General features: G+C 61.3%; 13 protein-coding genes. 7 read left to right on the forward strand and 6 right to left on the reverse strand.

The window, feature by feature from the left end; all coding sequences use genetic code 11:
* Window positions 1-78: 78 nt before the first annotated feature.
* Window positions 79-1,005, forward strand: a complete 927-nt coding sequence (locus BN1079_RS07415) for a LysR family transcriptional regulator (RefSeq protein ID WP_037023352.1) — start codon at window positions 79-81, stop codon at window positions 1,003-1,005.
* 23 nt (window positions 1,006-1,028) lie between these two features.
* Here the strand turns inward: BN1079_RS07415 and erdR are convergent, their stop codons facing one another.
* Complete coding sequence (gene erdR / locus BN1079_RS07420; RefSeq protein ID WP_037023353.1) at window positions 1,029-1,679, reverse strand: response regulator transcription factor ErdR; 651 nt, start codon at window positions 1,677-1,679, stop codon at window positions 1,029-1,031.
* A 240-nt stretch (window positions 1,680-1,919) separates the two neighbouring features.
* Between erdR and BN1079_RS07425 the strand changes: the two genes are divergently transcribed.
* A complete protein-coding gene (locus tag BN1079_RS07425; protein ID WP_037023354.1) occupies window positions 1,920-2,840 on the forward strand; it encodes a DMT family transporter in 921 nt (306 codons plus the stop codon).
* A 35-nt stretch (window positions 2,841-2,875) separates the two neighbouring features.
* Here BN1079_RS07425 and BN1079_RS07430 read toward each other — a convergent pair whose 3' ends face one another.
* Complete coding sequence (locus tag BN1079_RS07430) at window positions 2,876-3,589, reverse strand: tRNA-uridine aminocarboxypropyltransferase (RefSeq protein ID WP_037023356.1); 714 nt, start codon at window positions 3,587-3,589, stop codon at window positions 2,876-2,878.
* Between the two features lie 105 nt (window positions 3,590-3,694).
* On the opposite strand from BN1079_RS07430, the gene BN1079_RS07435 reads away from it, so the two are divergent.
* Window positions 3,695-4,090 carry a PA3611 family quorum-sensing-regulated virulence factor gene (locus tag BN1079_RS07435; protein ID WP_037023359.1) on the forward strand — a complete coding sequence of 132 codons (396 nt, stop codon included), beginning with the start codon at window positions 3,695-3,697 and terminating at the stop codon, window positions 4,088-4,090.
* A 46-nt stretch (window positions 4,091-4,136) separates the two neighbouring features.
* Here the strand turns inward: BN1079_RS07435 and BN1079_RS07440 are convergent, their stop codons facing one another.
* Window positions 4,137-6,542 (reverse strand): phosphoketolase family protein, encoded by a 2,406-nt coding sequence (locus tag BN1079_RS07440; protein ID WP_037023360.1) that lies wholly within the window; start codon window positions 6,540-6,542, stop codon window positions 4,137-4,139.
* Window positions 6,543-6,671: 129 nt separating this feature from the next.
* Between BN1079_RS07440 and BN1079_RS07445 the strand changes: the two genes are divergently transcribed.
* Entirely contained in the window at window positions 6,672-8,078 is a 1,407-nt protein-coding gene (locus tag BN1079_RS07445) for an MBL fold metallo-hydrolase RNA specificity domain-containing protein (protein WP_037023362.1), read from the forward strand.
* Window positions 8,079-8,192: 114 nt separating this feature from the next.
* On the forward strand, window positions 8,193-9,284 hold the full coding sequence (locus BN1079_RS07450) for an LOG family protein (RefSeq protein ID WP_037023363.1): 1,092 nt from the start codon (window positions 8,193-8,195) through the stop codon (window positions 9,282-9,284).
* A 62-nt stretch (window positions 9,285-9,346) separates the two neighbouring features.
* On the opposite strand, the gene recX is transcribed toward BN1079_RS07450, so the two are convergent.
* The 3 genes from recX to BN1079_RS07465 all read right to left on the reverse strand — a co-directional run bounded on the left by recX (window position 9,347) and on the right by BN1079_RS07465 (window position 11,447).
* The gene (gene recX / locus BN1079_RS07455; RefSeq protein ID WP_037023365.1) at window positions 9,347-9,814 is read right to left on the reverse strand and encodes a recombination regulator RecX; all 468 of its coding nucleotides are present in this window, start codon (window positions 9,812-9,814) and stop codon (window positions 9,347-9,349) included.
* Between the two features lie 4 nt (window positions 9,815-9,818).
* Complete coding sequence (recA, locus tag BN1079_RS07460; protein ID WP_037023366.1) at window positions 9,819-10,865, reverse strand: recombinase RecA; 1,047 nt, start codon at window positions 10,863-10,865, stop codon at window positions 9,819-9,821.
* Between the two features lie 84 nt (window positions 10,866-10,949).
* Window positions 10,950-11,447: a CinA family protein gene (locus BN1079_RS07465; RefSeq protein ID WP_037026684.1), complete on the reverse strand. Its 498-nt coding sequence runs from the start codon at window positions 11,445-11,447 to the stop codon at window positions 10,950-10,952.
* A gap of 189 nt (window positions 11,448-11,636) precedes the next feature.
* On the opposite strand from BN1079_RS07465, the gene mutS reads away from it, so the two are divergent.
* Together mutS and fdxA are read left to right on the forward strand one after the other, a co-directional pair.
* Window positions 11,637-14,216: a DNA mismatch repair protein MutS gene (mutS, locus tag BN1079_RS07470; protein WP_037023369.1), complete on the forward strand. Its 2,580-nt coding sequence runs from the start codon at window positions 11,637-11,639 to the stop codon at window positions 14,214-14,216.
* 129 nt (window positions 14,217-14,345) lie between these two features.
* A complete protein-coding gene (fdxA, locus tag BN1079_RS07475) occupies window positions 14,346-14,669 on the forward strand; it encodes a ferredoxin FdxA (RefSeq protein WP_037023371.1) in 324 nt (107 codons plus the stop codon).
* Window positions 14,670-14,675 lie beyond the last annotated feature (6 nt).

The following is a 14,675-nucleotide window of genomic DNA, read 5'->3' on the forward strand; positions in this document are numbered from 1 at the left end:
CGTTCTGTACCAAGTCTACCGAGACCGTTAATATTCGTTAAATGAATATTAACGATATACCTTATCGGTTATATAGATATGCATTTTACGTTGAGACAGCTGCAGGTTTTCGTGTCCGTTGCCCGGCAAGGAAGCGTCTCGCGCGCTGCGCAAAGCCTGGCGCTATCTCAGTCTGCGGCCAGCACTTCGCTGGCTGAACTGGAGCGTCAGTCCGGCTGCCAGTTGTTCGACCGAGCCGGCAAACGCCTGTGGCTCAATGCGCTGGGCCGCCAGTTGCTACCGCAAGCAGTCAGCCTGCTTGATCAGGCCAAAGCCATCGAGGATCTGTTGGCCGGCAAGACAGGTTTCGGCTCCCTGCATGTGGGTGCGACCCTGACCATCGGCAACTATCTCGCGACCCTGCTAATCGGCAGCTTTATGCAACGCCACCCAGAGTGCCGGGTGAAACTGCACGTCCACAACACCGCACATATTGTTCAGCAGGTCGCGCAATATGAACTTGATCTGGGTTTGATCGAGGGCGATTGTCAGCATCCGGACATCGAGGTGTTGCCCTGGGTCGAAGACGAGCTGGTCGTGTTCTGCGCACCGCAACACCCGTTGGCCAAGCGCGGCTTGATCGGCCTTGATGACCTTTCCCGAGAGGCCTGGATCCTGCGTGAAGAAGGCTCGGGCACGCGCCGAACCTTCGATCACGCCGTTGACCGCCACGCGCTCAGACCCAATATCCGCCTTGAGCTGGAACACACCGAAGCGATCAAGCGTGCGGTCGAGTCAGGGCTGGGAATCAGCTGTATTTCCCGTCTGGCATTGCGCGATGCCTTCCGACGCGGAAGCCTGGTGGCCCTGGAGACACCGGACCTGCACCTGACCCGGCAATTCAACTTCATCTGGCACGCGCAGAAATACCAGACAGCCGCCATGCGCGAGTTCACCGAGCTATGCCAGGCACTTACCAAGGGGATCAGGCGCAGCGACGAGATCGTGCTGCCGACGATCCCGTGAAATTATGCTTAAGCGGGCCGATGTCAGCTAGCTGGAATGGAGCCCATCTGCTGTAGCAGCAGCGCCGCCTGAGTGCGGGTGCGAACCCCAAGCTTGCGAAAGATCGCCGTCACATGCGCCTTGATGGTCGCCTCGGAGACATTCAACTCGTAGGCGATCTGCTTGTTCAGCAACCCATCGCAAACCATGGTCAGCACCCGGAACTGCTGCGGCGTGAGACTGGCCAGACCTTCGCTGGCCGCCTTCGCCTCGGGACTGACATGGGCAACGTCCTGGATATTGCTGGGCCACCATGCATCACCGTCAAGCACGGCTCGGACCGCTTCCTGAATGCTCTCCAGCGAACTGGACTTGGGAATGAAGCCACTGGCGCCGAACTCGCGAGAGCGAGCAACCACGGCAGCATCTTCCTGCGCGGAGATCATTACCACAGGTATCTGCGGATACTGCCCCCTGAGCAGGACCAGCCCGGAAAAGCCATAAGCGCCCGGCATGTTCAGGTCCAGCAGAACCAGATCCCAGTCGGCACTCTGATTCAACAGGGTTTCCAGCTCGGCAATGCTGGCTGCTTCGCAAAGCCGCACCTCACTGCCCAAGCCTATTGTCAGCGCTTGCTGGAGCGCGCTGCGGAACAGCGGATGATCATCAGCGATAAGGATTTCGTAAGCAGCCATTGGCAGACCTATAGTTTTTATTGGCGCTTTCATCGGCCTGAGCCGAATCCAACAGACTGACCTCAGGGAAGCCGAAATTTATTTTCGGAGGCGTGATGGCTCGATGATATCTCGCCATCAATCGGAATTCGAATGCCAGCGCATTATAAATCAGGCGGCGCAAGCATGCCGGCCCATGTATAAGTGGTCAAGTGCGGAGTTTTGAGGCAAAGTTCGCGCCTTTTGTCGACGAGTCCAAACATGCGCAACCAAGCCCTTCGCGCCGACTTACTGATGCTGATTACCGCCATGATCTGGGGTAGCGGTTTTGTGGCACAGCGGATCGGCATGGATAACATCGGCCCATTCCTCTTCACCGGGCTACGCTTCGCCCTGGGCGCTATCGTATTGCTGCCGCTGCTGTTGCAGCAGGGACGCGGACCCGCACGACACGAGCCCTTTCTAAAGCGCGGAATGCTGCTGGGCGGCTTGTGCATGGGCCTGGCGCTGACCTTGGGCATCAACCTCCAGCAGGTGGGCCTGCTGTTCACCAGCGTCACCAACTCGGGCTTCATTACCGGACTTTATGTCATCGTTGTGCCCTTGCTGGGGCTGATCATCGGCCAGAGAACCGGCATGGGGACCTGGATGGGTGCGATCCTGGCAGTCGTTGGCATGGCGCTGCTGAGCATCGGTGATGACTTTACCGTGGCCTCGGGCGACTGGATCCAGCTGGCCGGCGCATTCGTCTGGGGTGTACATGTCCTGCTGGTAAGTTTTTTCGTCGGCCGCCACGACGCTATTCGTTTGGCGTTCGTACAGTTCGTTACCTGTGCTGTGCTCAGCCTGATCCTTGCGGCGGTATTCGAAGAAACCAGCCTCAACAGCATCTGGCTGGCAATGCCGGCCGTCATCTATGGCGGCGTGTTCGCCGTCGGCGTTGGTTATACCCTGCAGGTCGTCGCGCAGAAACATGCGATTGCCTCGCACGCCGCCATCATCCTTTCTCTGGAAGCGGTGTTCGCGGCGATTGCCGGTGCACTATTCCTCGATGAGAGCCTCAGCATGCGAGGCTACCTCGGCTGCACACTGATGTTCATAGGCATGCTCGCCGCCCAGCTCTGGCCACGCCAGCCGGCACCTTTGATGACAGGCAGTGAACTGGCTGAGGTGAAACGCTGACTCGCAGACGACTGTAGCCCAGCCGCGGCGGCCGGCTAAACGCTTAGAGACGCCAGCGTCCGATGGGCCTCATCATCCAGGCTTGGGGCTCGCTGATGCTTGGCAGCCAGATAGTGCTCGGTAAAAACGTCGAACCAGGCATCCAGCGCAGTCGCAGCCTGGTCGTCGCCCGCAAGCCCCAGACACAACGCTGCTACTTCGGCGGTGCACAGGTGCTCTGTGCGAGTGGAGCGTCTCAGTCGATAGCGCGACAAAACTTCTGCCTGAAGGCTAAGCACCGGCAGACGGTTCAGGTACGCACTTTTACGAAACATCTTGCGCGCCTCAGTCCAGGTTGCGTCGAGAAGAATGAACAGCGGACGCTTGCCCGTATCAATCTGGACCGTCTCGACCACGCGCTCGGGCTCGGCGTATTCGCCGGGAAATACCACAAAAGGCTGGTACTGCGGATCTTCCAGCAATGCGAGCAAAGCTGGGTCCGCCGCCGTCCGCTGCCAGCTGAACGCATGGGTATCGGCCACGAGATCCGCAATCAACCAACCGGTGTTACTCGGCTTCAGCGGCTCGATATCGTGCATGATCAGGCATACCGCACTGCGCGCCGGCACCTGCGGCAGCCAGCCACACAGGCAATGGCTGTCGCGGACACGGCAACGAGCGCAGCGTGGTGCACGCGAGCCTCGGGCGACAAAAGGCTTGAGGCTGCGCGCAAGGCGGGCCTCGCGCAGGCGAGCTACAGCATGGGGCATGAGGTACGGGTCGGTGGCAGCTTCAAGAGGCCGGCAGTCTAGCAAAGCACAATGAACCGCGCAGGCAGCCATAGGTCGAACGACGGCAGTCACCAGGAGATCGCTATGTACCGCACGACCGCTCTACTCACACTCTGTCTTGCCCTGCCTTTCAGCCATATCGCAGCAGCACAGGAGCAACAGTCACTGACTCAGCTGCTGGAAAAGGTTGCCCAGCAAAGCAGCGTCGGCACGCCCCGCGCTATCAATGAAGATCTTCTTGATGAAGGCTACACCGTCGACGGCAACGAGCTGGTCAACCATCTGAGCGTTCGGCCTCGACATGCCGCGCAGATGCGCGATAACCCTAAGGAAGTTCGCACTCAGCTGGCGGCAAGCGTGTGCAATAACGATGGCCTGCGCCAGCTGATGGCCCAGGGGGCCGTGCTGCGCTTCGAGTTCATGGAGTACCAAAGCAAGAAACCCATCACCAGCGAGCGCTACCGCGCCAGCGACTGCTAAAAGCCAAGCACGGGGCAGCGCTAACTACCCCGCGCTCACGCCCCTGTCAGCGCAATACGCCCGGGTCACCCTTGCCAGCCACCGCGGCGGCCTCGTCAGCCTTCAGCAACGCCGTGCGCGGCATGTCCAGTAACCGCGCACAGGCTGCCAGCACGTTCGCCCAACAGGCACGGTTGGCGAACTGCATGCCGGCTTCGTCCAGCGTACCGCCACGGTTTCGATAGCCCAGCACCGAGCTGCAGTTTGCATCCGGCAGGATCGGCCAGAGATGGCCGCGCAGTACTTCAGGGCGCATATGAGTCAGCAACACACGCTGCGGCATCCGCTCGGGAAATAGACGGTCGCGCACACCATCGGCCGCCAACGCATCGATTTCCCAGCGATCCCGCGGAGCTCGGAAACGCCCCGGTTCCTGCAGATACACCAGGCGGTAGGCGATGTGCGCCTCTTTCAGCCGCTCAGTTGCGCGCAGCATTTCGCTCAGTTGATAGCTGCCGTTGGCGATCAACAGCATTGGGCTTTCGCCAGCTTCCTCAGCAACGATGACGGCGCCATCCCTGGCAAGCTGCTCGGCCTGCTCGCGATTGAAGAATGCTGGCCGGTCACGCTTGGGCATGACCATGCAGGCCAGCTCACCCCGCGCGCGGTAAATGGACGGCAACAATGCCAAGGCACTGTTGTGGTCAGCGGGGAAGAGCACCCGCACCATGTCGTTCATTTCTCCCAGCAGCGCCTCGCAAAAGGTGGTGTCCTGGTGCGATTGCTGGTTCTTGCCGTTTTCCCAGGTATGCGATGTCGCAATCAGTGGCCAACCGAGCCAGCCCGCCGGTCGCCCGACTTCCTTCTGCTGACGCGCGAAAATCAGGGTTTGACGCACCGCACCGAGCATCTTCACGCAGAAGGCTTCGTAGCTGGCAACCAGATTGAGCCCACCCTGGTTGGCCAGGCAGGCGGAAACCACAGCCTCTTCGTTTAGTGCGGTAATGATCTGCCCATCCACCGCCTCAAACTCGCTCTCCGGTTCGATCACGCGATGCTTGAGCGCCTTGAGCACACCACCCAGGCGGTTACTGGCCAGCTCATCGGGATTGCCTACACGGGGGCGCAGCGACGGGTTGGCCTGAGTCAGCGCCACGAAGAAATCGTCGACCGCCGCCATGGGTGAGCAACTGTCATCGCGGTAGTTCAGCGCCGGCACGACCGGCTCATCCGGGCGACGCAGCGCCAGAGCATTGTCGCGCTCCAGCGGTCTTCCCTGGCGGTGCTTGAGCAGGAGTTCGCGCGCGGCACGCAGCTCATCCTGGGGAACGAACAGCGGCGCAACATGCTCGTTGAACAGGTTGCGTGAAGTCTCATCCTTCGAGGGATTACCCGGCAGCGGCAGATTATGCGAGGCATTGCTGCCAGCGCCATAGAAGCCGAAGCCCTTGATTGTCTCGGCAATACCATAGGGAATCGGCAATGGGTAATTGAGGATGCCCCGCTCCTTTTCCTCAACACGCCGGGCCAGACGCTGCTCCATTTCCCACAACATGCAGACAAAGGCTGCAGGGTCGCGGCCATCGAACAGAATCGGATCGAAGCCGCAACCGCTCAGGTGCTGGCGGAACCCTGCCAGCCCCTCATCGGTACCGAGCTGGGTGCGCTGCTCGATGCGCCTTCCGTTGGCAATCATGATCGGCAGCACCACGCCACTGTCCTCCGCGCGCCACCAGCGCGGAATCCAGTCGCTGCCGCGCTGCTCCTCAGCCGCACCGTCAGAAAGAAAGGCCACCAGCGTTTCGCCCGGCAGCGGCATGTGGGCATATTGCAGCTCGGCAAAGCCCAGGTAGCCGCCTTCGGCTATGCCGCCAGCGGTATGCGGGTTGACATGGCTACCTAGGGGCGCGGCAGGACTCCCATCAGCCGCCTGCTGATAACCGTAGAAATCCTGGAGCAGGCGATTGATCCCGGCCTCCCCTCCACCATAGGCCTCGGCCTGCTCGGGATGCAGGTTATCGGTGAGCAGATTCAGCGCTTCGATAGCCGCCACGCAGTGGCCCTGCCCCATCAACCAGGCGCGAGTGGTCCCGGTAAGGGCGTTGAGCCCCAGGTAGCCGGCGTAAGCTGGAACCATGTTCAGCGAACCGCCGGTATGCCCCTCAGGGTTGGCTTTGAAGTCCTCGGCTGTCAGGGGCGCGCCATCGAGGCGAACCTGGCGTGCATAGGTCATGTGCACCACCAGCCAGAGCCCTGCCGAGCTCAACCGATCGATGGCCTGCATGAGGCGATAGACACTGGCCAGGTCTTCCTGCAAACCAGCCTGGACCAGCTGGTGAGCCAGACGAAAAACTGCCGCCTGAGTTTCCAGCGAATGCACGAATGGACCATAACCCGCGCGCCAGGCTGCGAACTGGGGTTGCAGCTCGGCGTGATGGTCCATTTCAGCAAGGCTGGGCAGTAATTGGTTCATGAGGTCGCTCCGTAGCTTGGCGGTTGCGGTAGTCTAGATGGTGCCTGTCCAGCTATCTCTGATATGCATCAAGACGCACCAACAGGGTAGCGGGCATTCTTGAAGTCAATGTGTAGACAGGAGGTTGCCATGGCTTTGCTCAGCTTTTTAGGCGCCATTCAGCAGGTCACCGGGTCATGTTATCTGGTGGAAACCCATGAGGGCGTTCGGGTTCTGCTCGATTGCGGCATGCATCAGGGGCGACGCCAGGATGAAGCAAGCAACCGGGCACGCTTCCCCTTCGACCCCAAAACTCTCAACGCCGTTGTTCTGTCTCACGCCCATATCGACCACAGCGGGCTACTGCCCAAGCTCGTGGCCGAGGGCTTCAAGGGCCCGATCCATGCCACCGATGCAACCTGCAAGCTGCTGGAACTGATGCTGCTCGATTCCGCGCACATCCAGGAAAAAGACGCCGAGTGGGAAAACAAATGGCGGGCACGCCTGGGCAAGCCACCGGTCAAGCCTCTCTATACCCGGATCGATACCGAGCGGATGCTCAAGCAGCGCCAGGCTCAGACCTACGGTGAGCCCTTCGTGGCTGCGCCCGGTGTTACCGTAACCTTTCACGATGCCGGCCATATTCTCGGCTCTGCCATTGTCCAGGCCGACGTTGAGGATTTTGGCCGCAGCCGCCGACTGGTTTTTTCCGGCGACCTGGGCAATGCCTGCTCTCCGCTGATGCATGCGCCTGCCACCCTGGACGAAGCCGATGTGATATTGATGGAATCCACTTATGGCGACCGCGATCACCGTGACCATCAGGCAACCGTCGAAGAGCTGGCCGACATCCTCCAGCAGGCTCACCGTGATGGCGGCAATGTGCTGATGCCTTCGTTCGCGGTCGGACGCACCCAGGACCTGATCTACTACCTTGGCCAGCTCTACCAACAGGGTCGCCTGCCACAGCAGGCAGTCTTCCTCGACAGCCCAATGGCCATAGGTGCGAACGCCATCTACTCACTGTTCCAGGAGCAGCTGGACATCACCGGCGCCGAACCCGGCGGGCCCAACAGTGACAGTAGGCGCATCGAAAAGTGGTTGCCAATCCTCAAGGTCACGCCCAGCGCGGAAGACTCGATGACCATCAACCGCTTCAAAAGCGGCGCAATCATCATCGCCGGTAGCGGCATGTGTAACGGCGGACGGATCCTGCACCACTTCAAGCACAACCTCTGGCGCGAGGAATGTCACCTGGTCATTCCGGGCTTTCAGGCCCGCGGCACTCTGGGTCGGACCATTGTCGACGGTGCTGAGACCGTCAAGCTGCTGCATCAGCGCATCGCGGTACGAGCCCGGGTGCATACTCTCGGCGGCTTCTCCGCACATGCGGGCCAATCCCAACTGATCGATTGGGTCAGCCATTTCAAGTCCCGCCCCGAGCTGTATCTGGTTCACGGCGAACTGGAGAAAATGCAGGTGCTGCAGAAAGTGCTGGACGAGCGTCTGGGCTGGAAAGCCAATATTCCTGAACCCGGCGACCGCATCGCGCTCTGACCGAGCGCCGGACCCATCGCCATTACCGCAGAGCGCATGCCACTCGGGCAGCGCTCCAACATTCGCAACCAGCCGCCTGGCTTGATTGGGCCGGCGCACGTATAGGAGCCCTGCATGCCGTTCGAAACGGACGATTACCTCTCACGCCACTTCAAGACCAGCGGCGCCGACCTGTCGAAGAAGATCGATGAACTGGTCGAGATGGTCATCCCGAGCACCAGCCAGAATCTTTCCCTTTACCGGGAAATGCTGGTCACCGTGATCCGTATGGCACAGGCCGATCGCAATCGCTGGGACGCCAAGATCCTGCTGCAGACCATGCGCGAAATGGAACATGCCTTCGCCGTGCTCGACCGCTACAAACGACGCCGCAAGGTCACCGTCTTCGGCTCGGCGCGCACGCCTGTGGAACATCCGATGTACGCGCTGGCGCGGGAGCTGGGCGCGCATCTGGCACGCCACGAACTGATGGTCATCACGGGGGCAGGCGGAGGCATCATGGCCGCCGCGCATGAAGGAGCCGGCACGGACAACAGCCTGGGATTGAACATCACCCTGCCCTTCGAGCAGCACGCCAACCCCATCGTCGGCGGAACCGAGCGCCTGTTGTCCTTTCACTTCTTCTTCGTTCGCAAGCTCTTCTTCATCAAGGAGGCCGATGCCCTGGTTCTCTGCCCGGGCGGCTTCGGCACGCTGGATGAAGCGCTGGAAGTGCTGACTCTGATTCAGACTGGCAAGAGCCCGCTGGTACCTATCGTGCTGCTGGACGAACCCGGCGGTACATTCTGGAAGGACGCGCTGAGCTTCATGCGCCATCAGCTGCAGGACAACCGCTACATCCTGCCCAGCGACCTGAACCTGGTACGCCTGGTCGACAATGCCGAGGATGCCGCCAAGGAGATCGACACCTTCTACAGCAACTTTCACTCAAGCCGCTGGGTGAAAAGCCGCTTCATCATGCGCATGAACCATGTGCTGACCGATGCCGCGCTCGATCACATGAACCAGGAATTCGCCGACCTATACCTGCAAGACGGCTTCGAACAGCAGGCCTGCTGTGAACTGGAGCTCGATGAACCCGAATTGCAGCCGCTGCCGCGCCTGAGCTTTGCATTCAATGGACGTGATCATGGCCGCCTACGCGAACTGATCGACTTCATCAACGACAGCAGCAACTGGGCTGCACCATTGGGGCCTCAGGACTAGGCAACGGGCCGCACACTGGCTTCGTTGTAGAGAGGAGAGAGAAGAGAGAAAGCGTGGTGGGTTCAGTCGTCGAGCGAGCCGCCACGCAGCAACCGACCGATCATGTCCAACGGATAGCCACGATAACTGAGAAAGCGGCCCTGCTTGGCCCGCTCCCGCGGCTCGCTGGGCAGCATGCCGGAAAACTTGCGCTGCCAGACCTCGCGCAACTGCTCGCTCCAATCGAAGCCGCTGTCGCGCAATGCCTGTTCTATTTCCCCACGCGCCAACCCGCGCTGGGACAGCTCTTCGCGAATTCGCAGGGGACCGTAGCCGGCGTTGGCACGCATCCGAACGTAGCTTTCGAGATAACGCGCCTCGCTGAGCAACCCTTCCTCGGCAAGCCGATCGAGCGCCGGCTCGATCAGCTCGAGCGAGGCGCCACGCTGGCGCAGCTTGCGTGTCAGCTCAACGCGCCCGTGCTCGCGCCGAGCCAGCAGATCCATTGCAGCCCGACGCACGGCGGTGGGGTTATCCAGCACGGCGGCCATGGGCTCAAAGGTCGGCGTCAGCCAGATCCTTTTCTACCGCCGGGTTGGCTTTGGTATCTGGAGAAGTGACCAGCAGCTTGTCGCGAATCTGCTGTTCGATCTCACGACCGATCTCCGGATTCTCTTCCAGGTACTTGGCTGCATTGGCCTTGCCCTGACCGATCTTGCTGCCCTTGTAGGCATACCAGGCGCCAGATTTTTCGACCAGGCCCTGCTGCACGCCAAGGTCGATGATCTCGCCGTTGCGGTAGATGCCCTTGCCATAAAGGATCTGGAACTCGGCCTGGCGGAACGGAGGGGCCACCTTGTTCTTCACCACCTTGACGCGGGTTTCGCTGCCCACCACCTCGTCGCCTTCCTTCACCGCGCCGGTACGGCGGATGTCCAGACGGACCGAAGCGTAGAACTTCAGCGCATTACCGCCGGTGGTGGTTTCAGGCGAGCCGAACATCACACCGATCTTCATGCGGATCTGGTTGATGAAGATCACCAGGCAGTTGGCGTTCTTGATGTTACCGGTGATCTTGCGCAGCGCCTGAGACATCAGGCGGGCCTGCAGGCCGACGTGGGCATCGCCCATTTCGCCTTCGATTTCCGCCTTGGGCACCAGCGCCGCTACGGAGTCGACAATAATCACGTCCACCGCGTTGGAGCGCACCAGCATGTCGGTGATTTCCAGTGCCTGCTCGCCGGTGTCGGGCTGGGAAACCAGCAGGTCGTCGACATTGACGCCCAGCTTGCCGGCGTAGTCGGGGTCCAGCGCATGCTCGGCATCGACGAAGGCACAGGTGGCGCCCATCTTCTGCGCTTCTGCAATCACCGACAGGGTCATGGTGGTCTTGCCCGAAGATTCCGGACCGTAGATTTCGACAATCCGGCCTTTCGGCAGACCACCTATGCCCAGCGCGATATCCAGCCCGAGTGAGCCGGTGGAGATGGAAGGAATCGCCTGGCGATCATGGTCGCCCATGCGCATGACAGCGCCTTTGCCAAACTGCTTTTCGATCTGGCCCAGGGCAGCGGCCAAGGCACGCTTCTTGTTCTCGTCCATTACAATCCTCACTTGATCAAGAGGGCCAAAGGCCGCAACAACTGTATAAGTAGACAGTATTAGAGCATAGGCAAATTTGATCGCCTAGCCCTGGAAGGGATTTTCTCCATCCGTCAGGCGGATCAATCCGACCAACGCCGCTTCCACGCTCTGTTCACGCACTGCCTGGCGGTCGCCAGCGAAGTGAAAACAGTGGGCAAACAACTGGCCGCCTGCCGCCCAGGCCAGCCAGACGGTGCCGACCGGCTTCTGCGGCGAGCCGCCACCCGGCCCCGCCACGCCGCTGACCGCCACGGCAAAACGCGCACCACTGCCTTGTTGCGCGCCGCGGGCCATGGCCTCGACCACCTCCCGGCTGACCGCCCCGACTTCTTCGAACAGATACTCCGGCACACCCAGCTGACTGGTTTTCTGTGCATTGGAATAGGTGACGAAGCCCGCCTCGAACCATGCCGAACTGCCGGCGATGCGAGTAATGGCTTCAGCAATACCACCACCGGTACAGGATTCGGCGGTGGTCACCTGCTGATTCAGTCGTAACAGCCGCTCGCCAAGCTGCGCAGCCAATTCGGTGAGATTCAAGATCGCCACTCCCTTTCATTTCCAGAAACCGAGACTACCGCAGACGCTGACGGTTTTGCGGGGCACCGGATCGAGTCGTTGTGCGCCCCATCCTTATCCGCCTGCGAGATGTTCGGGCTGCATGCTAACCTTGCGCTCTTTTCCGCCCCCGCTTCCCGGGCTACCTCCACGTCGAATTACACCAGCCTCATGCCCAAAGACACTCAAGACCTCTCCAAACATACGCCAATGATGCAGCAATACTGGAGGCTCAAGCGCGAGCATCCGGACCAGCTGATGTTCTACCGCATGGGGGACTTCTACGAGCTGTTCTACGAGGACGCCAAGAAGGCCGCCAAACTGCTGGATATCACCCTTACCGCCCGCGGCCAGTCCGGTGGGAATGCGGTTCCCATGGCCGGAATTCCGTTTCATTCGGCCGAAGGCTATCTCAGCCGCCTGGTGAAGCTGGGCGAATCGGTGGTGATCTGCGAACAGATCGGCGACCCGGCTACCAGCAAGGGGCCGGTGGAACGCCAGGTGGTGCGCATCATCACCCCGGGCACGGTAAGCGACGAAGCGCTGCTTGACGAGCACCGCGACAATCTCCTGGCCGCCGTGGTGGGCGATGAAAAACTCTTCGGCCTTTCGGTACTGGATATCACCAGTGGCCGTTTTACAGTTCAGGAGTTCGGCGGCTGGGAAACCCTGCTGGCCGAAGTCGAGCGTCTGAACCCCGCTGAGCTGATGATCCCCGACGACTGGCCAGCCGGGTTACCGCTGGAAAAACGCCGTGGCGTGCGGCGGCGTGCGCCCTGGGATTTCGATCGTGACAGCGCCTTCAAAAGTCTCTGCCAGCAGTTCGCGACCCAGGACCTGAAAGGCTTCGGCTGCGAGAAACTGACTCTGGCCATCGGCGCCGCGGGCTGCCTGCTGGCCTACGCCAAGGAAACCCAGCGCACCGCCCTGCATCACCTGCGCAGCCTGCGCCATGAGCGCCTCGACGACAGCGTGGTGCTCGACGGCGCCACCCGGCGCAACCTGGAGCTGGACATCAACCTCGGCGGCGGCCGCGACAACACCCTGCAGTCGGTGGTCGACCGCTGCCAGACCGCCATGGGTTCGCGTTTGCTGAGTCGCTGGCTGAACCGCCCGCTGCGTGACCGTCAGGTGCTGGAAGCGCGCCAGGACTCGATCACCTGTCTGCTGGAGCATTACCGCTTCGAGCAAATCCAGCCGCAGCTCAAGGAGATCGGCGATCTGGAGCGCATCCTGGCCCGGATCGGCCTGCGCAACGCCCGCCCACGGGACCTGGCGCGCCTGCGGGATGCCCTGGCCGCCCTGCCCCAACTGCAGACCGGCATGCAGGAGCTGGTGGCACCGCACCTGATCGAGCTGGCCACCAGCATCCGCACCTATCCGGAGCTGGCCGACCTTCTGGCCAGGGCGATCATCGACAACCCGCCGGCGGTAATTCGCGACGGTGGCGTGCTGAAGACCGGCTACGACGCCGAGCTGGACGAGCTGCAGTCGCTCTCGGAAAACGCCGGCCAGTACCTGATGGACCTGGAAACCCGCGAGAAGGCGCGCACCGGGCTGGCCAACCTCAAGGTCGGCTACAACCGCGTGCACGGCTATTTCATCGAGCTGCCCAGCAAGCAGGCCGAGTCAGCACCGGCCGACTACATTCGCCGGCAGACGCTGAAGGGCGCCGAGCGTTTTATCACCCCGGAGCTCAAGGAGTTCGAAGACAAGGCCCTGTCGGCCAAGAGCCGCGCCCTGGCTCGCGAGAAGCAGCTCTACGACGAGCTGCTGGAGTTGCTGATCGGCCACCTGGCGCCATTGCAGGAATCCGCCGCGGCCCTGGCCGAACTGGATGTACTGAGCAACCTTGCCGAACGCGCCCTGACCCTCGACCTGAACCGTCCACGCTTCGTCGAGCAGCCTTGCCTGCGTATCGAGCAGGGTCGCCACCCGGTGGTGGAGCAGGTGCTGCAGACGCCTTTCGTGGCCAACGACCTGAGCCTCGACAACGACACCCGCATGCTGGTGATCACCGGGCCGAACATGGGCGGTAAATCCACCTATATGCGCCAGACCGCGCTGATCGTGCTGCTGGCGCAGATCGGCAGCTTCGTGCCGGCCAAGGCCTGCGAGCTGTCGCTGGTGGACCGCATCTTCACCCGCATCGGCTCGAGCGATGACCTGGCCGGTGGCCGCTCCACCTTTATGGTGGAGATGAGCGAAACCGCCAATATCCTGCATAACGCCAGTGATCGCAGCCTGGTGCTGATGGACGAAGTCGGCCGTGGCACCAGCACCTTCGATGGCCTATCGCTGGCCTGGGCCGCCGCCGAGCATCTGGCCAAGCTGCGGGCCTTCACCCTGTTCGCCACCCACTACTTCGAGCTGACGGTGTTGCCGGAAAGCGAGCCGGTGGTGGCCAACGTGCACCTGTCGGCCACCGAGCACAACGAGCGCATCGTCTTTCTGCACCATGTGCTACCGGGCCCGGCCAGCCAGAGCTACGGCCTGGCAGTGGCGCAACTGGCGGGCGTGCCCGGCGAAGTGATCCAGCGTGCCCGCGACCATCTGTCGCGCCTGGAAACCACCAGCCTGCCCCATGAAATGCCGAAAATGGAACCCGGCCAACCGGCTCCGCCCATGCAGAACGACCTGTTCGCCAGCCTGCCGCACCCGGTCATCGAGGCGCTGGGCAAGGTCCAGCCAGACGATCTGACACCGCGTCAGGCGCTGGAACTGCTATATAAGCTGAAAACGCAGATCTGACGAGCCGCAAAAAGCTGCTAGAATCGCGCGCATTTTTGGACAGATGCGGCATTTGCCTGGTGCCGCTGAAGCCTGCCGAGCCAAGGCGTCATTGCAACGCCACCTGAAACGCCTGAGGAGATAATAGAAATGACCTTCGTCGTCACCGACAACTGCATCAAGTGCAAATACACCGATTGCGTAGAAGTCTGTCCGGTGGACTGTTTCTATGAAGGCCCCAACTTCCTGGTCATCCACCCGGACGAGTGCATTGACTGCGCCCTTTGCGAGCCGGAATGCCCAGCCCAGGCAATTTTCTCCGAAGACGAAGTGCCTGACGATCAGCAGGAATACATCGAGCTCAACGCCGACCTGGCTGAAGTCTGGCCGAACATCACCGAGAAGAAGGACGCGCTTCCCGACGCCGAGGAGTGGGATGGCGTTAAGGACAAGCTGCAGTACCTGGAGCGTTAACAGTTT

The sequence above is a fragment of the Pseudomonas saudiphocaensis genome, assembly GCF_000756775.1.
Lineage (GTDB): Bacteria > Pseudomonadota > Gammaproteobacteria > Pseudomonadales > Pseudomonadaceae > Stutzerimonas > Stutzerimonas saudiphocaensis.

Excerpts from the sequence above, each read along its gene's own strand:
- BN1079_RS07415 (WP_037023352.1), top strand. The coding sequence starts at position 79 with ATGCATTTTACGTTGAGACAGCTGCAGGTTTTCGTGTCCGTTGCCCGG.
- erdR (WP_037023353.1), bottom strand. The coding sequence starts at position 1,679 with ATGGCTGCTTACGAAATCCTTATCGCTGATGATCATCCGCTGTTCCGC.
- BN1079_RS07425 (WP_037023354.1), top strand. The coding sequence starts at position 1,920 with ATGCGCAACCAAGCCCTTCGCGCCGACTTACTGATGCTGATTACCGCC.
- BN1079_RS07430 (WP_037023356.1), bottom strand. The coding sequence starts at position 3,589 with ATGCCCCATGCTGTAGCTCGCCTGCGCGAGGCCCGCCTTGCGCGCAGC.
- BN1079_RS07435 (WP_037023359.1), top strand. The coding sequence starts at position 3,695 with ATGTACCGCACGACCGCTCTACTCACACTCTGTCTTGCCCTGCCTTTC.
- BN1079_RS07440 (WP_037023360.1), bottom strand. The coding sequence starts at position 6,542 with ATGAACCAATTACTGCCCAGCCTTGCTGAAATGGACCATCACGCCGAG.
- BN1079_RS07445 (WP_037023362.1), top strand. The coding sequence starts at position 6,672 with ATGGCTTTGCTCAGCTTTTTAGGCGCCATTCAGCAGGTCACCGGGTCA.
- BN1079_RS07450 (WP_037023363.1), top strand. The coding sequence starts at position 8,193 with ATGCCGTTCGAAACGGACGATTACCTCTCACGCCACTTCAAGACCAGC.
- recX (WP_037023365.1), bottom strand. The coding sequence starts at position 9,814 with ATGGCCGCCGTGCTGGATAACCCCACCGCCGTGCGTCGGGCTGCAATG.
- recA (WP_037023366.1), bottom strand. The coding sequence starts at position 10,865 with ATGGACGAGAACAAGAAGCGTGCCTTGGCCGCTGCCCTGGGCCAGATC.
- mutS (WP_037023369.1), top strand. The coding sequence starts at position 11,637 with ATGCCCAAAGACACTCAAGACCTCTCCAAACATACGCCAATGATGCAG.
- fdxA (WP_037023371.1), top strand. The coding sequence starts at position 14,346 with ATGACCTTCGTCGTCACCGACAACTGCATCAAGTGCAAATACACCGAT.